This is a genomic window from Streptomyces sp. NPDC016851, from assembly GCF_055562795.1.
Map to the genome: position 1 here is coordinate 14,967 of NZ_JBVHEP010000013.1, position 23,532 is coordinate 38,498.

Below are 23,532 nucleotides of genomic sequence, written 5' to 3' on the forward strand. Positions count from 1 at the left end.
CACCGCCCCGGACACCGTGCGCGAGTGGCTGACGTGGGCGGCGGTCGGCATGGAGGGCGTGTTGCGGCCACGGTTTGTCGCTGACCAATTGACCGTCGTGTCACGTGGTGAGGCGGCGGACGGCCTCAAGGAGAGTGTCGACGTCGTGCTCGGTGGTGGAGAAGGAGGTGACGAAGCGGCACACGCCCGGCTCCCAGCGGTCGTGGTAGAAGGTGAATCCTTCCGCCAGGAGCCGGTCGATGACCGGCTGGGGAAGGCGGCAGAAGAGGATGTTGGCCTCGACGGCGTGCAGCAGATCGGCGTCGGGGAGCGCCTTGAGCCCGTTGCCCAGGCGGGTGGCCATCGTGTTGGCGTGGGCGGCGTTGTGCAGCCACAGGCCGTCGGTGAGGTAGGCGTCGAGCTGGGCGGACTGGAAGCGCGTCTTCGAGGTGAGCTGGCCGGCGCGCTTGGCGCGGAAGGACAGTTCCGGGGTGAGGGTGCGGTCGAAGACGACGATGGCGTCGGCGGTCATGGCACCGTTCTTGGTTGCCCCGAAGGACAGGACGTCAACGCCGGCCTGCCAGGTCAGCTCGGCGGGCGTGCGGCCCAGCGCGGCGACGGCGTTGGCGAAGCGGGCCCCGTCCATGTGGACGCGCAGGCCCGCGTCCTTGGCGACAAGGCCCAGGCTGCGGATCTCGTCGAGGTTGTAGAGGGCGCCGGTCTCGGTCGCCTGGGTGATGCTGACGGCCGAGGGCTGCACGCTGTGCACATCGCCCACCTTGCGGTTGGCGGCGGCGTGCAGCTGCTCCACGTCGATCTTGGCGTCATCGCCGGGCAGAGAGACGAGCTTGGCCCCGCTGGTGAAGAACTCCGGGGCGCCGCACTCGTCGGTGTTGATGTGGCTGTCGCGGTGGCACAGCACGCTGCCCCAGGGCGGGGTGAGGGCAGCCAGACTCAGGGCGTTGGCCGCGGACCCGGTGGAGACGGGCAGGACGTCGACGGCGCATTCGAAGATCTCGGCGAAGCGGGCGCGCACACTGCTCGTGTGGCGGTCGGCGCCGTAGGGCAGGTCCTGGCCGGCGGCCGCGGCGGTGACGGCCCGGACGATCTCGGGCGAGGCGCCGGCGGTGTTGTCACTGGTGAATATCCGCTGGGTGCCCGGAGCGGTGGGGGCGGTGACGTTCATGGTCAGGGGTGTCTTTCAGCTGATGATGGGGGAGGCGATGACGACGGTGACGTCGGCCGCCTCGGGGCCGGTGCGGTAGATGTGCGGGGCGTCTCCGGCGAACGCGAGCAGGTCACCGGAGTGCAGGTCGGTGGGCGCGTCGGCGGGCCCGGCGGTGAGGTGGCCGGAGGAGACGAGCAGGTGCTCGATGGTGCCGGTGGCGTGCGGCACGCCGTCCAGATGCGTGCCTGGGGGCATGCGCAGCCGCCAGATCTCCAGGCTGTTGCCGCTGCTGATACGGCGCAGCAGTTCTCGTCCCACTTCTCCGTCGGCCAGGTCGGTGCCGGGCACGAACACCGGTCCCGGGTCGATGTCGCGGGCGAGCAGGTCGGTCAGCGGGATACGCAGGGCGATCGCGAGCGCGTCGAGGGTCTCGATCGTCGGGTTGCCCCGCCCGGCCTCCAGCTGCGAGAGCGTCGCCTTGCTCAAGCCGGCCCGGCGGGCCAGCTCGGCACTGCTCATGCCGCGCTGTTCCCGGCGCTGGCGGATCTGGACCCCGACCGCGATCGCGGTGCTGCTGGCGGGCCGGCGCTCCCCCGGCGGCGTCATGACCGCTCCCGGTGGGCGGCGCTGTAGGAGACGCGGATCCGGCCCTTCTTTACCTTCAGTGTCGGCAGCACGACGTCGGCGAGATCACCGAGACTGCGCACGTGGGTCCCTCCGCACGGAGCCGAGTGCAGATGGGCCACGTGCACGATGCGGCGCCCCTCGTCATCGTTCTCCCAGGTCACAGGCCAATCCTGCGCGATGGCCTTCGCGACCTCGGCACGGAGCGCCTCGGTCGCCTCCTCCCGGCCCTGGGGGGTGTCCAGGCGGGCGTCGGGCTGCGGCGCGGTGAACTCGATCCGGGCCTGGCCGGGGAAGTGGTTGTTCGCGGCCAGGACCCAGCCCTGGGCCCGTCCGGCCGCCTCGATCAGGTGGCCGGCCGTGTGCAGCGCGGCATGCGCGGTGCGCAGCGGCAGGTCGATGCGGACCTCGACCGGCTGTCCGACCGAGAAGTCCGGCAGCGCGTCGTCGCCGCAGGCCACCGCCACGACCAGCCCCGAGTCGTGATCGCGCACAGGAGTGATCTCGTGGCCGTCAACCCACCCGCGGTCTGCGGGCTGGCCGCCGCCCTGTGGATGGAAGAGACAGTGCTCGACCGCCACCCAGGGCGCGCCGTCGCGCTCGCCCGTGGCAGCCACCTGGGTGTGGGTCTGCTCCTCGTACGTATCCGTGTAGTAGGCGGGGACCTGCATGCGTCCTCACTAAGAAATAGAAAAACGAACTATGCGTTCACTATAACGAACGATTACATGTGTTGCGTCTGTGGACCGTGTCGCCTGACGTATGTCGCCGACTCCGCGGTGAGTCGGTAAGGCAGGCCTGAGCCTGCGGGCGGTTGGCCTCGGCAGATCAGTCCAATTTTTTGAGAGTGGCCCTGTCCGGGCATCGGGGCATCCGCTGGGGTGGACACGTTCCCACCGCCTCGTTGCGGCGCCAGGAACTGCTGCCGCAGCTATGAAAGGCCCCAGATGACCCTGCCGCGCTCACGTCCGTTTGCACAGGTCGACGTGTTCTCCTCGACCCCCTACCTCGGGAACCCAGTAGCGGTTGTACTCGATGCGGCGGGGTTGGACGACCAGGCGATGCAGCGCGTGGCCCGCTGGACGAACCTGTCGGAGACGACCTTCGTGCTGCCGCCCTCGGCCCCGGAGGCGGACTATCGGCTGCGGATCTTCACCCCCGGTGGCGAGCTTCCATTCGCCGGCCACCCCACCCTCGGCTCCGCCCATGCCTGGCTCGAGCACGGCGGAACACCCCGACTCGGAGACCGGATCGTGCAGGAGTGCGAGGCCGGACTCGTCAAAGTGCGCCGCGGCGACGGCATCTTGTCGTTCGCGGCCCCGCCGACCCGGCGCACCGGCGACCTGGAGCAGGGATACCTGGATCAGGTCGTGGCGGCATTCGGCATCGGCCGCGACCAGGTGCTCGGCCACCAGTGGGTCGACAACGGCCCCGGCTGGGCGGTTGTCCGGCTCGCCAGCGCTCAGGAAGTGCTCGACCTGGAGCCCGACCTGTCGCGGATCCCTACGGCCATGGTGGGGGCGATCGGCGCATACCCGCCAGGCTCGGCGCACGCGTTCGAGCTGCGCACCTTCGCCCCCGGCGTCGGCGTGGCCGAGGATCCGGTCTGCGGCAGCATGAACGCCTCGGTCGGCCAGTGGCTGACCACCACAGGCGCGGCGCCCGCGAGTTACAAAGTCTCCCAGGGCGCGCGGCTCGGCCGGGCGGGAGACATCACCATCACGGCCGACCCCGACGGGACAGTCTGGGTCGGCGGAGCGACGACCACCTGCTTCCGCGGTACCGCCGCGCTGTGACGAGCACGAAGACCGGTAACCCGCCCAACACCCAAGCCGGGCCGCAAGTCCCGAACCTCCGGATGTGTCCTTGAGTTGTGGTCGCCTCGCCGCGGTGAGGTCAGAAAGGGCCGGTTCGACGCCGATTCACCAGGCCGTCGAGTCGCGCTCCCTCGCAGGCGCACGAGTACGGCCGCCGAGCGACTCAGCGCCCGTGGTCGGCTCGCGACGGTCAGTCCGGCCCGCCGCCGTCGTCGTCCTCGTCGGGGTGGAGCAGGGTCCCGGTCCGGGACTCAGGACTTGGTGAAGCCTCGCACCAGGGTGGCCAGACCCTCGCGCCACAGTCGCTCGCCGGTGTCGACGGGGATCGTGCCGCCGAGTTCCAGTCCGGCGAGGCCGTCGCACAACGCGCGGAAGTGCAGCGTGGCTGCGTCGACTCCGGTGACGCCCAGCAGCCCCACGGGTACGAGCCGCGCCACCTTCGCCTTGAGGACATCGAGGGCCGGGGCCGATGAAGAGCGGACGGTGGACTGGCTCCGCATGAAGGGGTCGGCTGTGTTCCGGAAGACGATCCGGAACAGAGAAGGGTGCTCGATGGCGAGCCGACGGATCACGAGCCCGGCCTCGATGAGGTCGTCGTCGGGCGCCGACGTTTCAGGCAGCTGCTCCATGCCGGTGCGCAGCAGGTCGAAGGCGTGTGCTGCCAGCGCGACGACCAGGCCCTGCTTGGACCCGAACAGGCTGTAGACGGCGCGGGTGGTCGTCCCGACGTCCGACGCCACCCCGCGGATGGAGATGCCCTCCGGGCCGGACTCCTGGATGGCACGTTCGGCCGCTTTGAGCAGGGCCGCGGCGGTGTGTTCGTCGTGCTCTCGTGGTCGTCCCATGTTTGACAGCATAACGCAACGCCGTTACGTTACAGCGTATCGAAACAGCCTCGCAGGGCTGCGACGCCTTCGCGGATTCAGAGCTGGGGGCGCGCCCCCTCGCGTACGAGAACGGAACCGGAAGTGACACTCTCCACGGTTGACGCCAAGCCCGCCCTGGTCGTGGTCGATCTGCAGAAGGGCGTCCTCGGAATGCCGGGCGGAGACACCGACGGCATCAAAGAGGTCATTCAGCACGCCGCCGGACTGGCCGCCGCCTTCCGCTCCCGCGGTCTGCCCGTGGCGTTGGTCAGCATCCTGGGCGACGCTCCCGGACGCACCGACGTCAGCGGGCCCGCGGACTTCACGCCGCAGCCGGACTGGGCCGACCCGGTCGACGAACTCGCCCCGCAGCGGGGGGACATCCGCGTCCTGAGGCAGCGGTGGAGCGCGTTCGGCGGCACCACCCTGCATGACGACCTGCAGAAGGCCGGCGTCACCCAGGTCGTGCTGGCGGGCGTCGCCACCAGCATCGGGGTGGAATCCTCCGCCCGGGCCGCGCACGAGCACGGCTACAACGTGGTGCTCGCCACCGACGCGATGACCGACATGAACCCGGACGCACACCGCAACAGCATCCAGAACGTCTTCCCCCGCCTCGGCGAGACGGCGACCGCCGCCGAGATCCTGGACAAGCTCCAGCAGACCCGCTGACCACCGCTACCGCCGAGTCGTCGACAGCGGCTGCTCAGCTCAGAGCGGGGGCGTGGGGGATGCCGCACTCCCGACTACACCCACCTTGGAACCCCGTGACGCCGCTTTCTCAGCATCGGCTGAACCATCTCCACCCGTACGAACGGGGCGTCACCTTCATCGACACCGCCCGTCCGGGTGGCGGCTCCTACGGCCCGTTCACCGCCGAGCAACTCATCCGGGAGGCGCTGCACCCAGACTCCGACGACGACCTCAGCGCCACCAAGGGCGGGCCCGCCTGGCAAGACCCACCCGGCGCTGGGGCGCCCCGGAGAGCCGGACGGCCAGTCTCCGCGCGCCACGACCGGCCAAGAACCACCAGCCACACCCGGCCCTTTACGGGCCGCGCTGACACCCTACGGAGAGCTGTAATGACCAACCAGACCAACCGCCGCAGTGTGCGGGCCGCCACATCGCACACCGAGCCGTCCGGCTCGGAGAGGAATCCCCTGGGAAGCATGCGACGGAGCTCCATACCGCGAGTCCTGGCCCCCGTTCTGACCACGCTGGTGATCGCCGGTCTGTCCGCCGCTCCGGCATCGGCCGGGCAAGTCCCCGCAGCGGACGCTGCCAGGCCGGTCCCCGCCGTGGACCCGGCCCATCCGTTCCCCCAGGTGATGCGACTGCCGAACGGGTTCTCCCCCGAGAACATCGCCATCGACCAGGCCAAGGGGATGGCCTACACCGGGTCGCTGGTCGACGGCTCCATCGAGCGCATCGACTTGAAGACCGGCGTGGCCAAGCAGTTCGCCCCGTCACCCGGCCCCCACCGGATGGCCTCCGGCATGGACATCGACCGATTCGGCCGACTGTGGGTGACCGGCGGTGGCGGCGGCCTGGTCCCCGGCGTCATCACCAGCTTCCGGGTCTACGACACGAAGACCGGCGCGCTGCTGGCCGACGTCACGGTCCCCGACGCCGCGTACCTCAACGACGTGACCGCGACCCGCGACGCGGCCTGGCTCACCGACAGCCTCCGCCCGGCCCTCATCCGGGTGCCGATCGGGCCGGGCGGCAAGATCGGTACGGGGCGGAAGGTCACGCTGGGCGGCGACTGGGCCCCCACCAGCACCGGCTTCAACGCCAACGGCATCGACGCCACCCCCGACGGCAAGCACCTGATCGTGGGCCAGTCCCAGGGCACAGACGGGCATTCGGCCTTCTACCTCGTGCCGACCGACACCTCCGGCAGCTCAGCCGACGCCCGGCGGATCACCCTCGACGGCACCACGGACGCGGCCGACGGTCTGCAACTGATCGGGCGGAGTCTGTATGTCGCCGACCCCAAGGGCGTGGCCGAGATCAAGCTCTCGCGGTCACTGACCCACGCACGAGTCCTCGGCACGACCAAGGTGCCGGGCGCCGCATGGCCGAGCGCGGCCAAGACGTTCGGCTGCCGCCTGTACGTGGTCGACGCCAACTTCGGCGAGAACAACTCCAACGTCGGCAACCCGGCCGCCCAATTCAAGGTGGTGGCCATCCCTCTTCCGTAGGGCCCTCACCCTTCCGTAGGCCCCTCACCCGGCTCCGCCGCTGCCGTGTCTTCATGGCGCTGTCCATGCCCTCCAGCCTCGCCAGCCGCCACCGCCACCGCCACCGAGGTCCAGGCGCCCCTGGGCACCCCCCTCCCCCGCTGCCGGGAGGCTCGGTCAGGAGCTGTATTCCGCGCCCCGTACGCTCATCCGTCAACAGGCCGACGTAGACCGAAAGGGAGCGCATGGCAACGGACAGGGACGTCCGCGGGCCCGCGGCAGGAGCCGACCGAGCGGCCCAGCCGGCCGGGAACACTCCTCCCCGACGCCCGCGCCGTACGGGCCCGATGCACTGGTTTCTGTTCAACAGCGGGTGTGTGGCGGCCTCGGTGGCCCTGATGTGGTTCGCTCCGGTGGTGCCCCTGCCGGGCTTCCTGCGCGGCCCGGCCTTCATCACCTCCGCCTTGGCGATACCCCTGGCGCTCGTCCTGGTGCCGGCCCTCCTGCTCCGCCACGTCACCCACAAGAAGCCGCCGAAACTGGCCATCGGGGCGCTCACCGTTGCCCTCACCGCGGCAGTCGTGCTGGCAGTCATCACCCGAGAGGCCGGGGAAGAGCGTGGCCTGGAGAAGAGGGGCCGCTGGACCGAGGCCGTCGTGGTCGACGTCGACAACGGCAAGACCGACAAGTGCACGCTCCGCACCCGCGACGGCCGGGAGATCTCACCTCAGATGACGGACGGCTGCGACCCGAAACTGGTTGAGCCGGGCGACAGACTGCGCGTGCTGTACGACCCCAAGGGAGCAGCTGGTCCGTTCGAGGACACGGAAGTGGACCTGGACCCCGGCGCGTACAAAGGGATCATCGGCGGCCTGGCAGCGCTGATCGTCGCGGCAGGCACCTGGGGCTGCATACGGGTGAGCCGGGCGAAGAAGTAGGCGGAGGCACTCCCTGACACGACGGTGGACAGCAAGGCGGATCGTGCGCGGTTGCATCCGGGGTTGTCTCCGGCAGGGACCTCAGACGGCACGATCGCCGACGCTCCGTCAGTCGCCCCGTTGGCCGCGTTCTTCGGATGGAGAACCGGTTGTGACTGAGCGCGAGAATTGGCGGATACCCGCCACAGCACGCTTCTCGGCGTACTCGCTCTGACAGCAGACGAGGCCACGGCCCCTGAGTAGCCTTGTGCACCATGGTGCTGCTCGTGCGGTGGCCCGGTGGCCCGCCGCGAGCGTGGGCCGCGCGCTGGTGTCAAGCCGGACCGATGACCTTCTTGCGCATGTGCCCGTACACCACCGACGTCCGTACGTCGGCGAGTTCCGGGCGCTTCGCCAGCTTCTCCAGGACCACCGCGTGCAGATGGTCGGTGTCCCGGACGGCGACGTGCACGAGGAAGTCGTCGTTCCCGGTGAGGACGAAGATCGAGATGACCTCGGGCATCCCCTCCAAGAAGGTCTGGAAGGCCTCGATCACCGCACGTGTCGGCGGGCGGACCCGTACGGCGATCACCGCCTGCAACCCGCGGCCGATCGCCGCGAGGTCTGCCTCCGCATGAAATCCCGTCAGGATGCCGCTTCTTCGCAGCGATCGGATTCGCTCCAGACACGTGGACGGGGCGATACCGAGTTCCTGGGCCATGTCCCGGTTGGTGCGCCGACCGTCCTCCTGGAGCATCCGCACCAACGCCGAATCTAGTTCGTCCACGCTTGCCTCACTCCGCCGGATTCCGAAGGTAATTCGGACTCTTCGCATCACCTTCGATGATCTTGTTAACCTCCAGCCTAGTTGACCGATGTTTGTTCGGTCGCAGCGCGGTAGGCGGCAATGGGTAGCGGAGAGGGGCGACTTGCCATGCGCAAACGAGGACCCACGGTGTGGGCGGTGTGTGCGGTCATGGCGGCCGCGCTGTTCTGGAGCAGTTCGTACGCGGTGACCAAGCAGGTGCTGGAGGATGTCGGCCCGCTCAGTATCGGCGCCATCAGGTTCACCCTCGCGGCGTTACTCCTGGGCGTGATGGTACGGCTGAGCAGGCACCGCCCGGCCCGCCCGGGCCCCCGGCAGCGGCGGCAGCTCTACCTGAGCGGGTTCCTCGGCATCACCGTGTACTTCATCCTTGAGAACGTCGGCGTCGACCTGTCCACGGCATCCGACGCGTCGCTGATCGTGGCCACGTACCCGCTGATGACGATGCTGGTGGAACTGGTCGTCTTCCGCACCCGGATGCCGCTGCCACGTGTGACGGGCGTGCTGCTGGCCACCGTCGGCGCCTTCCTCGTCGTGCGCAACGGGGCCGAGGTAGGCGGCAGTTCGCGCTGGCTGGGGGACATCCTGCTGCTGATCGGCGGGCTGGCCTGGGCCGGCTACAACGTGCTCGGCAAGCGCGCGAGCGCCGGCCAGGACGCCGCGAGCGTCACCTACTACCAGACCCTTGCGGGCGCGGCCGGCTTCCTGCTCGCCTCCCTGCTGGAGGCCGACGACTGGCGGATGCCGGACGCGACCGCTTCATCGCTGCTGGTCTACCTGGCCGTTGCCTGCTCGGTCGGCGGCTTCCTGCTCTACAACTACGGCCTGCGCAGGATGGCGTCGAGCGTCGCGGTCAACATCCTCAACCTGGTACCGGTCTTCGGCGTCATCGGCGCCGTTGTGATCAACGGGGAGTCGATCCGGCTCGCCCAGGTGACGGGCGGCGTGATCATCATCGTCGGGGTGGCGCTGGGCATGATCGAGCGGGGACAGGAGGCCACGGCGAAACCGGGCACGAGGGGAAGCGAACCTTCCGGAACCGCGACCGCTCGGACCACGGCAGAGGCGGTGGCCGTGCCGGACGAGCCCGAAGCGGCTGTATCGACCGCACGTGGAGTGATCGACGGGGCTCGGTAGCCGCTAACGCGTGTCGCTGCGACAGACTCCGGTGGGGTGGGCGGCGCCGTAGGCGATGGCGGACGCGACTGCTGCGGTCCGCACCCTGGAGCGGCAACCCTCAAAGAGCTCAACGCTTGTTTTCACCGGGCTGAATAGGGGTGAACCCACGGTTTCCCGCGGTTGAACGTTCACGCGTGAGGCGAAGTGGGGCGACAACAGTGGAACCCCGTATGGCGGCCGGACAGGTCTTCGTGGCTGAAGCACGCCAGACGCCCCGAGGAGTCACTCCGTGATGCCGACCATCACCTCCGCCGAGAAACGTACCGTCCCGGCGAGCGGCAGATCCGCACCGCTCCGAGGCCACGCCCTGCGGCTCGACATCCAAGGGCTGCGTGCGGTGGCCGTCGGGCTGGTGGTGCTCTCCCACGCCGGCGTGTCCCAGTTCAGCGGCGGTTACATCGGTGTCGACGTCTTCTTCGTGATGTCCGGCTTCCTCATCACGTCGCTGCTGCTGCGCGAACTCGCCGCCACCGGCCGGGTGTCGGTCCGTTCCTTCTACGCCCGCCGGGCACTGCGGTTGCTTCCCGCGTCGTCCCTCGTCATCGCCGTCACACTGGGCGCCGCCTGGCTGTTCCTGTCGAAAGCGCGGCTCGCCGAGTACGCGGGCGACGCCCTCGCCGGCGCGCTGTACCTGGTCAACTTCCGGCTGGCGGCGGCCGGTACGGAATATCTCGCCCAGAACAGCCCGCCGTCACCGTTCCAGCACTTCTGGTCGCTCGCCGTGGAGGAGCAGTTCTACCTGGTGTGGCCCCTGCTCCTGCTGCTCACCTGGCGGGTCGCCCGCGGCCGGCGCCGACTGGTCGCGGTGCTGCTCGGGGTGCTGTGCCTGGGGTCGTTCGCGGCGGGCGTTGTCGTGACGAACTCCTCGGCGCCCTGGGCGTACTTCGGCTCCCTCACCCGGGCATGGGAACTGGGCGCCGGTGCGCTCCTGGCTCTGGCCACCGGCCGGCTGGAACGGCTGCCCGCCGCCCTCGCGGCCCCGCTGACCTGGCTCGGCTTGGCCTGCGTCACGCTGGCGGCGCTCTGGTTCGACGACGAGACGCCCTTCCCCGGCCACCACGCCCTCCTGCCGGTCGCCGGCACCGCGCTCGTGCTGGCCGGCGGCTGCGCTCCCACCTCGCACGGCGCCGGGTGGCTGCTGGGGCGGCGACCGCTCGTGTGGCTCGGCGGACTCTCGTACGGCTGGTACCTGTGGCACTGGCCGCTGCTGGTCATCGCCCCGGCGGCGCTGGGCCGCGCCGACGGCACGGCCGACGTGCCGCTCGCGCTCGGGCTGTCAGCGGCGGCGCTGGGCCTGGCGTGGCTGACCCTGCGCCTCGTGGAGAACCCGGTCCGCTTCCACCGGGCCCTCCGCAGGCGTCCCCGCCGAGCCCTGGTGTTCGGGGCCGCGCTGTCCGCGGGCGTCTCGGCGCTGTCCCTGACGGCGACGGCGGTCCCGCCGACGATCGAGGTGGGCGGCCCCGCGCCCGCGCTGGCACGGGCTCTTTCCGACGCACCGGCCCCGCGGGCCCGTCTCGCCGCACTCCTGACGACGTCTCCCACCGCCCTGCCCAGCAACCTCGCCCCGCCCCTGCCGAAGGTGAAGTCCTCCAGCTCCGCGGTCTACCGGGACGGCTGCCACCTCGACCACGCCGCCACCCGCGCCCGCCCCTGCGTCTACGGCGACCGGTCGTCCTCCCGCACGATCGTCCTCTTCGGCGACTCCCACGCGGCCCAGTGGTTCCCGCCCCTGCAACGGCTCGCGACCACACGCGGCTGGAAGGTGGTCTCTTTGACGAAGGCCTCCTGCAAGGTCGCCGACGTGACCATCATCAGCGACCACAAGCCCTACACCGCCTGCGACACCTGGCGCTCCAACACCATCGCAAGGATCAAGACACTGCGCCCCGACCTGGTCGTCGTCTCCTCCTCGGACGCCGGCGACCCGGCGCGGCCCACCGCCGACCCCCTCCACCAGTGGACCACCGGCTTCGAGAACACCTTCCGTGACCTGGGCACCTCCGGCGCCCGGGTCGCCGCCGTGCTCGACACCCCATGGCCCAAGGGCGACCCGATCGACTGCGCCGCCAGGAACTCCCTGCAACTGCGCGCCTGCGCGCGCCGCTTGCCGGACGCGGCCCCCGACGCGACCCGCGGTGCGGCTGTCCGCACCGCCGCATCCACAACGGCCACCACAGTCATCGACCCCACCCCCTGGCTCTGCGCCCCCCGCACCGGCAACTGCCCCGTAGTCGTCGCCGACACCGCCGTCTACCGCGACGACAGCCACCTCTCAGAAGCCTTCGCCGCGGCGCTCACCCCGGTTCTGGCACCGTCGCTGGACCGCCTCATGGGCGTGCGCTGAACACACCGGGTCATCACAACTCCGCTCGTAGCGACTGGAACGGGTCCTGCCATGCGGTGATGAGGTTCAGGAACAGATTCGAGGGCGGTTCTGGCGCGGCGGCCCGGTGCGCAGTTCCTCGGACCAGGCCCGGCCTACTGACGTGCGTCTCGTTGGTCGGGTCCAGGTACGGCACTACGCCTGGGCTGCCGGGTGCTGGTGTGTTCAGGGGCTGTCGCCGCCCCAGGCCCAGCGGGCCGGGTCGCCGGGACCAACACGGCTCCGTGCGGTGCGCATCCTGTCCGCGCCCCTGCTCGGTGGCCGTACTGAAAGGCTCATGGGGAAGTTGGCGAACCAGTAGCCGTCAGGCGGTACCTCGCCTCGGCCCGGGTCTCGAATTCGAGCACTCCTGGCTGCGGGTGCCGTACCCGGACGGGGCGCCCGTGCGCGGTCACCTTCAACCGGGTCGCGGACCGCACGAGCACCCGGTTGCCCGAGCGGGAACGCAACTCGCCACCCGCCAAGGCGCCCTCGCGCCACTCCAGGTCCACCTCGAAGCCGCCGCGCGCGAGCAGACCGCGCACCCGTCCGTTCGCCAACGCCGGGGGCAGCGCGGGCAGCAGATGCAGCTCACCGGCGTGGGACTGCAGCAGCCACTCCGCAACGCCCGCGGTCGCGCCGAAGTTGCCGTCGATCTGGAACGGCGGATGCAGATCGAAGAGGTTCGGCGCGGTGCGCTCGGGCGTGAGGAGATCGGCCAGCAGCTTGTAGGAGCGTGTGCCGTCCTCCAGCCGCGCCCAGAAGTTGATCTTCCAGGCGAGCGACCATCCGGTACCGGCGTCTCCGCGCTGCTCCAGCGACTTGAGGGCCGCTGCGAACAGGTCGGGGGTGTCCCGTTTGGTGATCTGGTTGCTGGGGTGCAGACCGTACAGGTGGGAGACGTGCCGATGCTCCTGCTCGGGCGCGGTGGCGTCCCAGTCCTCCGACCACTCCTGCAACTGCCCCTGGGCACCGACTTTCATGGGCGGCAGCTTCCCGCGTGCGGTCCGGACCGCGTTCCGCATGGCACGGTCCTCGTCGAGCAACTGCGATGCCTTGACGAATCCGTCGAAGAGGTCGCGCAGGATCTGGTTGTCCATGGTCGGCCCGGCGCACACGGACACGTCCGGGTGGTGGGCGTTCTCCGGGGAGACCGCGGGGCAGGTGACGAGGTGCCCGGTTCCCGGATCGGTGACCAGGGTGTCGAGGAAGAACCGCACCGCGCCGCGCAGTACCGGATAGCGGCGTCGCAACGCCTGCTTGTCGCCGGTGAAGAGGTAGTGCTCCCAGATGCCGGTCGACAGCCAGGCTCCCCCGGTTTGCCACATGCCCCAGAACGCGCCGTCCACAGGGGCTGTGCCGCGCCATGCGTCGGTGTTGTGATGGGTGACCCAGCCGCGGGCTCCGTATTGCACCTCGGCGGTTCTCGCACCGGCATCGGCCAGGTCCCCGAGCATGTCGAAGACCGGCTCCCAGCACTCCATGAGGTTGGTGACGGGTGCGGGCCAGTAGTTCATCTCCGTGTTGATGTTGATCGTGTACTTCGAGTCCCATGGCGGACTGAGCGAGTCGTTCCAGATGCCTTGGAGATTGGCGGGCTGGGTGCCGGGCCGCGACGAGGAGATCAGCAGATAGCGCCCGTACTGGAAGTGCAGGGCCACCAGGTGGGGGTCGGCGGCGGTGGCGAATCTCGTCACGCGTTCGTCGGTGGGCAGCGTCGCGGCATCGGTCCTGCCGAAGTCGAGCTCCACCCGCCGGAACAGCTTCTGGTAATCGGCGACGTGACGTCTCAGCAACCGGGCATACGGGACGCCCGACGCGGCGTTGAGCGCGGTGGTGGCCCTGGCGATGTGGTCGCCCGTCGGGTCCTGGTAGTTGGTGTAGCTGGTGCCGATCGAGATCAGCAGGGTGACGGCGTCGGCTCCGGTGATGGTGAGGGTCCCGTTGTCGCTGGTGACGGTCCCGCCCTCGGCGTGGGCGCGGGTCAGGGCCCGGAACCGTACCCGTCCCTTGATTCCCTCACGGGTTTCCGTCGTTCCGTCGATCGCGATGGTGATCCGGTCGGGTGATGACGCGGTTACGGTCTGAGGGCTGTCCAAGGCGGCCGTGAAGGAGAGGGCCCCCGGAGCGTCGGCCGTCAGCCGAACGACGATCACCTGGTCCGGGTGGCTGGCGAAGGTCTCGCGGCGATACGTCACCCCGTTCCGCCGATACCGGACGGAGGTGACCGCCGAGTCGAGGTCGAGCGTGCGCCGATAGTCCTCTGCCTCGCCCTCGGCGGTGAAGGCCAGCCGCAGGTTGCCGACCGGCTGGTACATCAACTCGCCCTTGGGGATGCCGAGAAAGTCCGAATCGATGAGGGACTGGGCGGCGCTCCACTCTCCGGCGAAGACGCGCCTGCGGATCTCGGGAAGGGCGGCCAGGGCCTTGGGGTTCGCCGGCTCATAGGGACCACCGGCCCACACCGTGTCCTCGTTGAGCTGGAGTAATTCGGCGTCCGTACCGCCGAAGACCATGGCGCCGAGTCGCCCGTTGCCGAGGGGCAGTGCCTCCAGCCACTCGGAGGCCGGCCGGGGATACCAGAGCACGAACTCACCCGGGCGCGGGCCTGCTGCCGCAGCGCCCTGAGACGACGTCCGGTCGGCGTCGGCTCCTTCAGCGGCATACGCGCCTCCGGACGGCATGAGAGCCGCAGCGCTCGCTCCGGCTGTGGTGGACAGTGCGAGGAAATGTCTGCGATCCATAAAGCAAAGCGTCGAGTCATGGGATGTCTGCTGTCGACCCTTGGGCCATACCCGAAAGTTTCCGCCGTGCCGGGACCGCTTCGAGGGGGGCGGGTCCTCCACGGCGTGCCGGGATCCACCATCAGCCCTGCCCAGGGAAAGCCGGCCGGCTCGTCCGGGAGGCCCGGTGCCGCGGCCACAGCTCCACGTTCCGCACCGCCGGCATGGCCTCGGCGACCGCGACCGCGACCGCGTCCTCGCGGGCCGGAACGCCCCGGCACCGAAGACCAGCACCCCGCCGACCCGAGCCCGCGCTGGTCAAGTGCGCGATCGCCCCGGCACCCGCGTCATGGGACGTATTCCGCTGGGGTGGTGGTGGACGTCGGCCCAGTCTGCTTCTCCGCCTCCGCCTCCGCCTCGTCATCCACCGTGCGTGCCGGGCGGGTCCGGTTGAAGGCCAGGTTCAGCCCGAACGCGATCAGGGTCGCGCTCGTCACCGGTGAGCCCAGCACGATGCGCACACCGTCCGGGAAACGGGAGTAGAGGTCCGGGGCCACGTCGGGTGCCATGCCCACGCCGATCGACACGGCGACGATCAGCAGGTTGTGCGTTCCCTCGAACTCGACCTTCCGCAGTGTGCTGATGCCGACGGCGGCGACCGTGGCGAACATGACCAGTCCCGCCGCGCCCACGACCGGTCCGGGCAGCCCGGCCACCGGTCGCCGTGGCCCCGGCAGGCGCCGTGCCGATCACAGAGGTCGGGACGGCGGTGCGGGCCACCCGCCGGCTGCGTCAGAGCGTCGAACCAGACGGCGGCGGCCACTCCGGCCGCGGTCGCGGCCGGATGCCGATCCGCAGGCCGCACCCGGAGCGGCGCTCTCACCCAGCCACCCCCACGTTGAAAGGGTTTCAGCGCCGGGAGCCGAGCGTGCCCGCGCCGAAGTGCTTGTCGACGAGGGCCGTGGCCTTCTCGCGCTGGCGGACGCTGATGTCCTCCGCGTGCTCCGCCCAGCCGAACACGCAGGAGGAGACGACCCCGTCGAAGCCCACTGAGGCGAGTGCCGCGAAGACCTCGTCGAAGTCGACCTCTCCTCGGCCCATCTCGGCGTGCTGGTGCACGCGCGCGGTCGAACCGGGCGGGTTGACGATGTAGCGCAGCCCGCCCGACGCGCTGTGGTCCAGGGTGTCGGCGAGGTGCACGTAGGTGACCTTCTCGGCCGCGGCGGTGATGATGCCGGTGGCGTCGTTGCCCTGGTGGAAGGTGTGCGGGGTGCAGTAGAGGAACGAGATCCAGTCCCGGTTGAGGCCACGCACCATGTTCACTGCGGCGTGGCCGTCCTCGATGAAGTCGTCCGGATGCGGTTCGAGCACCAGCTTGACGCCCTCGCGCTCGAACACGGGGATCAGCTCCTCCAGGGAGCGCAGGAACTGGCTCTCGGCGAACTCGGCGTCTTCGGGGCGTCCGTTGAACTCGGAGTTCATCGTGTTGACCCCGAGGTCGACGGTGATCTGGATGGCCCGCTTCCACGCGCGTACCGCGGCCTGCCGCTCCTCCTCCCCCGGGCCGGACCAGCGCAGCACCGGCAGCACCGAGGCGATGCCGATCCCGGCATCGGCGGCGCGCTTGCGCAGCTGGGCCACGGTGGCGTCGTCGGCGCGCGGGTGGCGGAAGAAGGGGATGAAGTCGTCCTTGGGTGAGAGCTCCATCCAGGAGTAGCCGGCACGCGCCACCACGTCGGGCAGCTCCAGCACCGAGTGTGTCGAGTAGAACATCTGTGGATCAAGGGCGAGCTTCATTGCTGTCCTTCGACAAGGGGGGCAGGTCAGAGAGCGGCCGCGGCGCTGTTCAGATTCTTGGCGGCCAGGGCCAGTCCCTCGGTCTGGGAGTAGGCGGCGTCCTCGTGCTCGATGTTCACCGCCATGTCCGGGTCGATCTCGGCGAGGGCGCGCAGGAACTCGGTCCAGAACGGCACGTCGTTGCCGAGGCCCACGGCGACGAACTTCCACGCCGGGTTCTCCGGCCAGGCGTTGCACCAGAAGCCGTAGCCGGTGGGCACCTTGCCCGGGGCGTCGGCCGGGACGCGGGTGAACGAGGTGTCCAGGACGCCGCGGATATCGGCGCCGGGGCAGAGTGTCGCGTCCTTCGCTGCGGCGTGGAACACCAGCCCACCCAGCCACTTGATCGACTCGATGACGTCCATGCCCTGCCACATCAGGTGTGAGGGGTCCATCTCGGCGCCGATGTTCGTCAGGGCGCCGGCGTCGACCAGGCGCTTCAGCGTGACCGGTGAGAAGACGAGGTTGTGCGGGTGCATTTCGATGGCGACCCGGACGTCGTTCTCCCGGGCCAGCTCGTCGATCTCCTTCCAGAACTCGACGGCCATGCCCCACTGGTAGTCCAGGACGTCCATGTAGACGCCGTCCCAGGGATTGACGACCCAGGAGGGGTACTTGGCGTCGGGGTCGGAGCCCGGGGTGCCGGACATGGTCACTATGTGCTTGACACCGAGCAGGCCCGCCAGACGGATGGTGCGGCGCAGGTCGTCGGCGTGCTTCGGGCCCACCCCGGGGAGCGGGTTGAGCGGGTTGCCATTGCAGTTGAGGCCGGTCAGTTCCATGCCGCGGTCGGCGAAGGCCGCCAGGTACTCCTCGCGGGCGGAGGCCGAGGACAGCAGCAGGTCGACCGGGCAGTGCGGGGAGGGGAGGAAGCCGCCCGTGTTGACCTCCACCGAGGTCAGGCCGTTCTCCTTGAGGATGTCGAGGGCCTCGGTGAGGGTGCGGTCGTGGAGGCAGGCGGTGTAGGCGCCGAGCTTGAGAGCCATGTGTCGATGTCCTTCTGTACGAGTGGTCAGGCGGCGGGCTGAACGTCCACGGCGACGCCGCTGTAGAAGGCGGGTCGGGGCTTCATGCCGGTGGCGACGATGCGGTCCGATGTCAGGGACTCGACGGTGGCGTTGGAGATGACGGTCGCCGCGTAGCCGTCCCAGGCGGACGGGCCGGTGGGTTCGGTGCCGGCCTCGACCGTGGCGATCCACGCGCGGAACTCGGTGTCGAAGGCGTCCGCGAACCGGCCCACCCACGCCTGGAGGATCTCCGTGCTGTGCCGGCCCGCCGTACGCACGGCGACCGAGGCCGGGTCCGGCAGCCGTACGAGGCCCTCCTCGGCGACGATCTCGCACTGGATGTCGTAGCCGTACCGGCAGTTGACGAACATCTCCAGATCGATGCGGATGCCCTTGGCCGTCTCGAAGAGCATGATCTGCGGGTCCTTCAGGTGCGCGAACCGCTTCCGGGTGGAGCGCGGCACGACGACCTGGGTGGAGACGATCTCGTCGTCGAGCAGCCACCGCAGTGCGTCGATCTCGTGCACGGCCGAGTCGAGCGCGGCCATCTCGGAGATGTACGACTCCGGCACCGAGGGGTTGCGGTGGGCGCAGTGCACCACCAGCGGCTCGCCGACGCGGCCGGAGTCGATGACCTGCTTCATCTGCCGGTAGCCCGCGTCGTAACGGCGCATGAATCCGACCTGGACGAGACGGCGGCCGTGCGCCGACTCGGCCTCGATGATCCGCAGACAGTCCTCGACGGTGGTGGCGAGGGGCTTCTCGCAGAACACGGGCTTACCGGCCGCGACGGCGTTCAGGACGTGCTCGGCGTGGGTGGGGCCCCAGGAGGTGACGAGCACCGCGTCGACATCGTCCGCCGCGATCAGCTCGGCGCCGTCGGCGCACACCCGGGCGCCGGCTCCGGCCGCCGCCTCCTCGGCCCGCGTGGAGTCGATGTCGGTGACCGCGGTGACCTCGGCACCGGTCACGGTGTCGGTGAGCCGGCGGATGTGATCCTGGCCGATCCAGCCGGCCCCGATCACCCCTACGCGCACAGTCATGGGGAAGTCCTTTCCAGGCCCCCGGCGCCATCCGCCAGGGGAACACGGGGTGTTCAGGAGAGCGGGCCTTGAGTTCGTGCTCCAGCTGCTCGATCGTGCGGCCGCGTGTCTCGGGGACGTACAGCGAAGGCCGCGGCCGCCAGTCCAGGTCGAGGACGGTCGTCCCGGCCTTCGCCCGGTGCTCCAGGGCTGCGAGCGTCGCCGAAGTCGTCCGGCGGGAAGATCTCGCAGAACGTCACCGGCGTCGGCGCGATGTCCGACGTACCGACGAAGCGGCTGCCGACGCCGTAGCCCTGCAGGGCCGTTCGGACGAAGTCCCCGAGCGGGTCCCGGCCCGTCTTGGTGATCACGGCAGCGGTGCTCCCGTACCGGGCGGCGGCCACGGCGACGTTCGTCGGGCTGCCGCCCAGGCACGTGCCGAACGAGGTGACCTTGGCCAGCCCCACACCCGTCCGGAGCGGATACACATCCATTCCGGCACGGCCCATGGTCAGCACTTCGAACGGCATCACAGCTGGTTTTCCCTTCGCTCCGGAGATCCGAGATGGATGGCGATGGAGAGGAACAAGCGAAAATTGAAGCGCTTTAAACAGCCGCTCTAGCCGAGTACGATGACGTCGTCTGAATGTCATGTCAATAGGTTGTTGCCGCGAGGTTGCGCGGGCCGTCCGTCAAGACCCCGTGCCGCTCACTCGACGGTGACCGCCCTGCCGTCGGCATCGGCGGAGGCGACGATCGCGTCGATGACGCGCAGGTTGTGCAGTCCGTCGGCGAGCGTGGGGCACGGGGGCAGGCGGTCCAGGCCGGCGATCTGCTCCAGGAAGGCGCGGGCCTGCCAGACGAAGAACTCGTGCTGGCCGTGGCCGACGCCGGCGAAGTCCATGGGCAGGCCACCGGCGATGTACGGGTGGCCGGGGCCGATCACCACTCGCCGGTAGCCGTCCACGGGGTCCGAGGCCGCTGCGTCGGCGATGGTGAACTCCGCCGGACGCGACAGTTCGAAGGTTGCCGTGCCGTCCTTCGCGAACACCTCAAAACCAAGGGAGTTGGCCAGCCCCCGCGCGATGCGCGAGACGGAGAAGGTACCGACGGCGCCGGAGGCGAACGTCGCGGTGAAGGTGGCGACGTCCTCGTTCTCCACGGGCAGCCGCTCCTGGCTCACCCGCACGTCCGCCGAGTGCCCCACGGCGGCGCCAAGGGGCGTCGGCCGGTCGGGTACCTGTGTGGACAGCACCGCGCCCTGGACGCTGTGCACCGGCCCGCAGAAGTACTCGCCGAGATCGATGAGGTGGCTGCCGATGTCGGACAGCGCGCCGCAACCGGGCCCGCCGCGGTAGCGCCAGCTGATGGGGGCGTCGGGGTTGTGGCCGTAGTCGCACCAGTAGTGTCCGTTGAAGTGCCGGACGGGGCCGAGCGAGCCCTCCCGCACCTGCTGCCGGATGGCGTTGACGGCCGGGGAACGGCGAAAGGTGAAGCCGGTCGCGGCCACCAGGCCGGTGTTCTCGGCGGCCTTCACCATGGCCTCGGCGTCGGCCACGGACGGTGCGAGCGGCTTCTCGCACAGCACGTGCTTGCCGGCCGCCAGCAGCGCCTCGACGATCTCGCGGTGCAGATAATTGGCGACCACGACGCTGACCGCGTCGACGTCGTCGGCCTCGACGATCGCCCGCCAGTCGGTCTCGGCCCGCTCGTAACCGTAACGGCGGGCGGCTTCCCGGGCGAAGGGCGCGTGGGCGTCGGCGACGGCGGCCAGGCGGACCTCGGGCAGTCCGGCGCCGTACAGGGTGGCGGCCTGCCGGTAGCCGTTGAGGTGGGCTCGGCCTGCCATTCCGGCTCCGATGACCGCCACCCTGATCGGTGGTGTGCTCATGATGATTCCTCTCCGGCGCGGGGCGCCGGCGCTGGTGCCCTGGCAGGCGGCGTTCGCCCGTCAAGGAGCGGCGTCGTCGGGGAGCGTGCTCTCGGCGTGCCGGCCGGACGTCCCCGTACTGGATGTCTTGGCTTCAGTCGTGGATGCACTCGGGCTTTCGTCCCGTGCGGCGAGAAGGCGGTGCCGGGCGTCGCGACGGGCGAACATTGCCTGCCGGGGCACCAGAAGCCGTGAGGATCAGGAACGGGGCCGCTCCCCGGCGGGGAGCGAGCCGACCAAGCGCTGGGCCCCGCCCCGCCGCCCGGGCTCTATGGCGGCTTGGCTGGTCAGCACGCCGCCTAAAGCGCTTTAAGCCCTGGTACTATCAGGCGCGTCACTGGTAGATGTCAAGGCTGTTGCCGCAGATCCCTGGGAGGTCGTGTGGATGAGCCCGGCTCCGCCACTCCCGCGGGCGGCAACGGGGCGACCGCGCGTCCCCGGCTGGAGGACGTCGCCGCGCGCGTCGGTCTGTCGACGGCCTCGGTGTCGCTGGTGCTGCGCAACATTCCCGGCCCCAGTGAGCGCACCCGGCAGCGCGTCCTGAAGGCGGCCGCCGAACTGGGCTACCGTCCCGACCGCACGGCCAGCGCCCTGGCCAGCAGGCGCAGCAGACTGCTCGGCGTCATGATCGACGTCCACAGCGCCTTCCAGGCGGAGCTGGTCGAGCACCTCCACACGGCTGCCGAGGGCGTCGGCTACGACCTGGTCCTGAGCACCCAGACCCGGACCCGTGACGAGAGCACGGCCGTCGAGACTCTCCTGGCCTTCCGCTGCGAAGCCCTGATCCTGCTCGGCCCGGTGGCTCCCGCCTCCGCCCTCGCCGACCTCGACCGCAGGGCGCCCGTGATCTCGGTGGGGCGCAGGATCACCGGCGCCGACCTCGACGTCGTCCGCAGCGCCGACGACGACGGGGTCGGCCAGGTCGTCGACCACCTGGTGGACCTGGGCCACCGCGCGATCGCGTACGTCGACGGCGGCAAGGGCGTCATCGCCACCGACCGCCGCCGCGGTTACCGGGGCGCCATGCGCCGTCACGGTCTCGACGAGCAGATCAGGGTCCTCCACGGGGACCTCACCGAGGAGGCCGGCGAGAAGGCCGGACGTCGCCTTCTCGACAGCGGCGACCTGCCGACGGCGGTTGTCGCGTTCAACGACCGGAGCGCCATCGGGCTGCTCACCGTCCTGCGGGGTGCCGGGGTCGACGTCCCCGGCACCGTCTCCGTCGTCGGCTACGACGACGACCCCCTGTCCCGGCTCGGCTGCTTCAGTCTCACCACCGTCAGCCAGAACGCCGAGGAGCAGGCCCGGCAGTCCGTGACCGCCGCCGTCGAACGCCTGGACCAGGGACGCACGGCGGCTCGCGAGATCGTACTCGCTCCCTCGCTGGTCATACGGTCGACCACGGGCCGACCGCACTGATCGCCGTCGAGCCGCCGCGCACGGAGCGGCAGGCCGTGAACCACAGGCTCCCGTTCACCCGGCAGCGAGCTTGCGTCTATTGCACCTTTATGCAAAAGATTCGCGCCACAGCGTTCATTTGTGAGCAGACCCTTGACACGTCCCCGAAACGCAAGCATGCTCTGCGCACCGCTTAAAGCGATTTAAACGCTCGCAGAACCCATACTCAGCACATCCGGCTTTGCCGTGACCGGTGCCGGGACACCCCCGCGACGAGCTGTTCCGGTGATCGCTGACGCCGGCCCGCCCGCGGGGAACCGGGTACGGCGGATCAACGGCATCGGTACCCAGGTCCCACGCAAGTCCTTATCGCCGCGCGTCCACGACCGCCACTCCCCCGAAGGCGCGACGCCGGTTCGATCCCTTCCCTCGTGCGCCACCACACCCCGGGACATGCCTGGCCCGCTCACGCCCCCCGGCCAGGCATCACTTGAACAGGCATCACTTGAAGGAGAAAACCAGCCCATGAAACGCACGCAGATCCGGCGGCCGTCCGGTCGTCGTCTCTCCAGAAGAGGCCTGACCTTGGTGAGCCTGCTTGCCGTGACGGCGGCCGCGCTGACCGGGTGCGCCAGCGGGAAGGCCACTGACGGTACATCGGGGCAGCCGACGGCGACGGCCGGGGACGGAACGACGTCCGGCACGAAGAGCAACGGCAAGAACAACATCTACGTCATCGGCGGCAAGTCCGACGACCCGTTCTTCTCCGCGGTCAAGCGCGGTGTCGAGGACGCGACGAAACTGGTGAAGACAGGGGGCGGCAAGGTCACCTACCTCGGTCCGCAGAACTACGACAACCTCGGCCCGGACGTCGCCAAGCTGACACTGACCGCCATATCGCAGAATCCGTCGGCGATCCTCGTACCGGACTGGGTGCCCGAGAACCAGGACTCCGCGATCAAGCGGGCCATTGCCAAGGGCATCCCGGTGTTCATCTACAACTCGGGCGGCATCGACGCGGCCAAGCGGGTCGGCGCCGTGAAGTACATCGGGTCGGACGACTACGCGGCGGGCAAGGCAGGCGGCGCGAAATTCGCCGAAGAGGGCGCCGAGAACATCCTGTGCGTCAACACCGTGCCAGGCTCCGCCAACCAGGAGGCCCGCTGCAAGGGCATCAAGGACGGCGCCACGAGCAAGGGCTCCGCTTCCAAGCAACTCCCCCTGCCCTCCTCCAACTTCGGCAACCCGTCCGCCGTCACTCAGGCCATCAAGGGCGCGCTGCTGAAGGACAGCGGCATCGACGCCGTGGTGACGATCGGCGTCGGGGACGCCGACAGCGCCGCCGCCGCGATCAAGCAGGCAGGTGTCGGCGACAAGGTCGAGCTGGGCACGTTCGACCTCTCGCAGAGCCAGCTCGACCGGATCAAGGCCGGCACCCAGCTGTTCGCCATCGACCAACAGCCGTACCTGCAGGGCTTCTACGTCGTGTCGATCGCCAACCAGTACCTGTCCTACGGCGTGCTCCCGCCACAGAACCCGATCCTGACCGGCCCGCTCCTGGTCACCGCCGACAACGTCGACGCGGCGATCGCGGGTGCCAAGGCCGGCGTCCGCTGATCCAGAGGTGCCGGGCCCGGCCCGGCACCTCTCCATGAGCCTTGCGCCTCGCCCCACATCCCGATCCACGAAGGTGAC

General features: G+C 69.9%; 19 protein-coding genes and 1 pseudogene. 8 read left to right on the forward strand and 12 right to left on the reverse strand.

The annotated features are described in order from the left end of the window. Positions 1-100: 100 nt before the first annotated feature. The 3 genes from ACZ3I3_RS21580 to ACZ3I3_RS21590 are packed head-to-tail and all read right to left on the reverse strand — an operon-like array spanning position 101 to position 2,442. Positions 101-1,165, reverse strand: a complete 1,065-nt coding sequence (locus ACZ3I3_RS21580; RefSeq protein WP_467367354.1) for a threonine aldolase family protein — start codon at positions 1,163-1,165, stop codon at positions 101-103. A 15-nt stretch (positions 1,166-1,180) separates the two neighbouring features. Then, entirely contained in the window at positions 1,181-1,753 is a 573-nt protein-coding gene (locus tag ACZ3I3_RS21585; RefSeq protein WP_467367355.1) for a helix-turn-helix domain-containing protein, read from the reverse strand. Further along, positions 1,750-2,442, reverse strand: a complete 693-nt coding sequence (locus ACZ3I3_RS21590; RefSeq protein WP_467367357.1) for an alanyl-tRNA editing protein — start codon at positions 2,440-2,442, stop codon at positions 1,750-1,752. Before ACZ3I3_RS21590 ends, ACZ3I3_RS21585 begins: the two co-directional genes overlap by 4 nt. A gap of 276 nt (positions 2,443-2,718) precedes the next feature. On the opposite strand from ACZ3I3_RS21590, the gene ACZ3I3_RS21595 reads away from it, so the two are divergent. Then, the gene (locus ACZ3I3_RS21595) at positions 2,719-3,567 is read left to right on the forward strand and encodes a PhzF family phenazine biosynthesis protein (protein ID WP_467367359.1); all 849 of its coding nucleotides are present in this window, start codon (positions 2,719-2,721) and stop codon (positions 3,565-3,567) included. A gap of 272 nt (positions 3,568-3,839) precedes the next feature. On the opposite strand, the gene ACZ3I3_RS21600 is transcribed toward ACZ3I3_RS21595, so the two are convergent. Then, positions 3,840-4,433 (reverse strand): TetR/AcrR family transcriptional regulator, encoded by a 594-nt coding sequence (locus tag ACZ3I3_RS21600; protein WP_467367361.1) that lies wholly within the window; start codon positions 4,431-4,433, stop codon positions 3,840-3,842. A gap of 123 nt (positions 4,434-4,556) precedes the next feature. Here ACZ3I3_RS21600 and ACZ3I3_RS21605 point away from each other — a divergent pair, with 123 nt between their 5' ends. The 3 genes from ACZ3I3_RS21605 to ACZ3I3_RS21615 all read left to right on the forward strand — a co-directional run bounded on the left by ACZ3I3_RS21605 (position 4,557) and on the right by ACZ3I3_RS21615 (position 7,575). After that, entirely contained in the window at positions 4,557-5,126 is a 570-nt protein-coding gene (locus ACZ3I3_RS21605) for an isochorismatase family protein (protein ID WP_467367363.1), read from the forward strand. Positions 5,127-5,536: 410 nt separating this feature from the next. Further along, entirely contained in the window at positions 5,537-6,658 is a 1,122-nt protein-coding gene (locus tag ACZ3I3_RS21610; RefSeq protein ID WP_467367365.1) for an SMP-30/gluconolactonase/LRE family protein, read from the forward strand. Positions 6,659-6,882: 224 nt separating this feature from the next. Continuing rightward, positions 6,883-7,575, forward strand: a complete 693-nt coding sequence (locus tag ACZ3I3_RS21615) for a DUF3592 domain-containing protein (protein ID WP_467367366.1) — start codon at positions 6,883-6,885, stop codon at positions 7,573-7,575. A gap of 313 nt (positions 7,576-7,888) precedes the next feature. Here ACZ3I3_RS21615 and ACZ3I3_RS21620 read toward each other — a convergent pair whose 3' ends face one another. Continuing rightward, positions 7,889-8,341, reverse strand: coding sequence for an Lrp/AsnC family transcriptional regulator (locus ACZ3I3_RS21620; protein WP_086562847.1), 453 nt, complete (start codon positions 8,339-8,341; stop codon positions 7,889-7,891). Positions 8,342-8,488: 147 nt separating this feature from the next. Here ACZ3I3_RS21620 and ACZ3I3_RS21625 point away from each other — a divergent pair, with 147 nt between their 5' ends. Together ACZ3I3_RS21625 and ACZ3I3_RS21630 are read left to right on the forward strand one after the other, a co-directional pair. After that, positions 8,489-9,517 (forward strand): DMT family transporter, encoded by a 1,029-nt coding sequence (locus tag ACZ3I3_RS21625; RefSeq protein WP_467367369.1) that lies wholly within the window; start codon positions 8,489-8,491, stop codon positions 9,515-9,517. A 274-nt stretch (positions 9,518-9,791) separates the two neighbouring features. Beyond that, positions 9,792-11,903: an acyltransferase family protein gene (locus tag ACZ3I3_RS21630; RefSeq protein WP_467367370.1), complete on the forward strand. Its 2,112-nt coding sequence runs from the start codon at positions 9,792-9,794 to the stop codon at positions 11,901-11,903. A 314-nt stretch (positions 11,904-12,217) separates the two neighbouring features. On the opposite strand, the gene ACZ3I3_RS21635 is transcribed toward ACZ3I3_RS21630, so the two are convergent. From ACZ3I3_RS21635 to ACZ3I3_RS21665, 7 genes and pseudogenes are all read right to left on the reverse strand, one after another. After that, a complete protein-coding gene (locus tag ACZ3I3_RS21635) occupies positions 12,218-14,665 on the reverse strand; it encodes a glycoside hydrolase family 95 protein (RefSeq protein WP_467367372.1) in 2,448 nt (815 codons plus the stop codon). A gap of 326 nt (positions 14,666-14,991) precedes the next feature. Beyond that, the gene (locus tag ACZ3I3_RS21640; RefSeq protein WP_467367374.1) at positions 14,992-15,360 is read right to left on the reverse strand and encodes a solute carrier family 23 protein; all 369 of its coding nucleotides are present in this window, start codon (positions 15,358-15,360) and stop codon (positions 14,992-14,994) included. 193 nt (positions 15,361-15,553) lie between these two features. Next, positions 15,554-16,441 carry a sugar phosphate isomerase/epimerase family protein gene (locus tag ACZ3I3_RS21645; protein ID WP_467367376.1) on the reverse strand — a complete coding sequence of 296 codons (888 nt, stop codon included), beginning with the start codon at positions 16,439-16,441 and terminating at the stop codon, positions 15,554-15,556. 26 nt (positions 16,442-16,467) lie between these two features. Then, a complete protein-coding gene (locus ACZ3I3_RS21650; RefSeq protein WP_467367378.1) occupies positions 16,468-17,466 on the reverse strand; it encodes a sugar phosphate isomerase/epimerase family protein in 999 nt (332 codons plus the stop codon). A gap of 26 nt (positions 17,467-17,492) precedes the next feature. Beyond that, positions 17,493-18,530 (reverse strand): Gfo/Idh/MocA family protein, encoded by a 1,038-nt coding sequence (locus ACZ3I3_RS21655; protein WP_467367380.1) that lies wholly within the window; start codon positions 18,528-18,530, stop codon positions 17,493-17,495. A gap of 133 nt (positions 18,531-18,663) precedes the next feature. Beyond that, positions 18,664-19,039: pseudogene (locus ACZ3I3_RS21660) on the reverse strand (PfkB family carbohydrate kinase); the annotation flags it as partial. A gap of 179 nt (positions 19,040-19,218) precedes the next feature. Then, on the reverse strand, positions 19,219-20,400 hold the full coding sequence (locus tag ACZ3I3_RS21665; protein ID WP_467367382.1) for a Gfo/Idh/MocA family protein: 1,182 nt from the start codon (positions 20,398-20,400) through the stop codon (positions 19,219-19,221). A gap of 420 nt (positions 20,401-20,820) precedes the next feature. Here ACZ3I3_RS21665 and ACZ3I3_RS21670 point away from each other — a divergent pair, with 420 nt between their 5' ends. Continuing rightward, positions 20,821-21,858: a LacI family DNA-binding transcriptional regulator gene (locus ACZ3I3_RS21670; protein ID WP_467367384.1), complete on the forward strand. Its 1,038-nt coding sequence runs from the start codon at positions 20,821-20,823 to the stop codon at positions 21,856-21,858. Positions 21,859-22,425: 567 nt separating this feature from the next. Then, complete coding sequence (locus ACZ3I3_RS21675) at positions 22,426-23,454, forward strand: sugar ABC transporter substrate-binding protein (RefSeq protein WP_467367386.1); 1,029 nt, start codon at positions 22,426-22,428, stop codon at positions 23,452-23,454. The last annotated feature ends 78 nt before the right edge of the window (positions 23,455-23,532 follow it).

What these genes read in the sequence shown, in the direction of transcription:
- ACZ3I3_RS21580 (WP_467367354.1), bottom strand. Translation starts at nt 1,165, where the DNA reads ATGAACGTCACCGCCCCCACCGCTCCGGGCACCCAGCGGATATTCACC.
- ACZ3I3_RS21585 (WP_467367355.1), bottom strand. Translation starts at nt 1,753, where the DNA reads ATGACGCCGCCGGGGGAGCGCCGGCCCGCCAGCAGCACCGCGATCGCG.
- ACZ3I3_RS21590 (WP_467367357.1), bottom strand. Translation starts at nt 2,442, where the DNA reads ATGCAGGTCCCCGCCTACTACACGGATACGTACGAGGAGCAGACCCAC.
- ACZ3I3_RS21595 (WP_467367359.1), top strand. Translation starts at nt 2,719, where the DNA reads ATGACCCTGCCGCGCTCACGTCCGTTTGCACAGGTCGACGTGTTCTCC.
- ACZ3I3_RS21600 (WP_467367361.1), bottom strand. Translation starts at nt 4,433, where the DNA reads ATGGGACGACCACGAGAGCACGACGAACACACCGCCGCGGCCCTGCTC.
- ACZ3I3_RS21610 (WP_467367365.1), top strand. Translation starts at nt 5,537, where the DNA reads ATGACCAACCAGACCAACCGCCGCAGTGTGCGGGCCGCCACATCGCAC.
- ACZ3I3_RS21615 (WP_467367366.1), top strand. Translation starts at nt 6,883, where the DNA reads ATGGCAACGGACAGGGACGTCCGCGGGCCCGCGGCAGGAGCCGACCGA.
- ACZ3I3_RS21625 (WP_467367369.1), top strand. Translation starts at nt 8,489, where the DNA reads ATGCGCAAACGAGGACCCACGGTGTGGGCGGTGTGTGCGGTCATGGCG.
- ACZ3I3_RS21630 (WP_467367370.1), top strand. Translation starts at nt 9,792, where the DNA reads ATGCCGACCATCACCTCCGCCGAGAAACGTACCGTCCCGGCGAGCGGC.
- ACZ3I3_RS21635 (WP_467367372.1), bottom strand. Translation starts at nt 14,665, where the DNA reads ATGGATCGCAGACATTTCCTCGCACTGTCCACCACAGCCGGAGCGAGC.
- ACZ3I3_RS21645 (WP_467367376.1), bottom strand. Translation starts at nt 16,441, where the DNA reads ATGAAGCTCGCCCTTGATCCACAGATGTTCTACTCGACACACTCGGTG.
- ACZ3I3_RS21650 (WP_467367378.1), bottom strand. Translation starts at nt 17,466, where the DNA reads ATGGCTCTCAAGCTCGGCGCCTACACCGCCTGCCTCCACGACCGCACC.
- ACZ3I3_RS21655 (WP_467367380.1), bottom strand. Translation starts at nt 18,530, where the DNA reads ATGACTGTGCGCGTAGGGGTGATCGGGGCCGGCTGGATCGGCCAGGAT.
- ACZ3I3_RS21665 (WP_467367382.1), bottom strand. Translation starts at nt 20,400, where the DNA reads ATGAGCACACCACCGATCAGGGTGGCGGTCATCGGAGCCGGAATGGCA.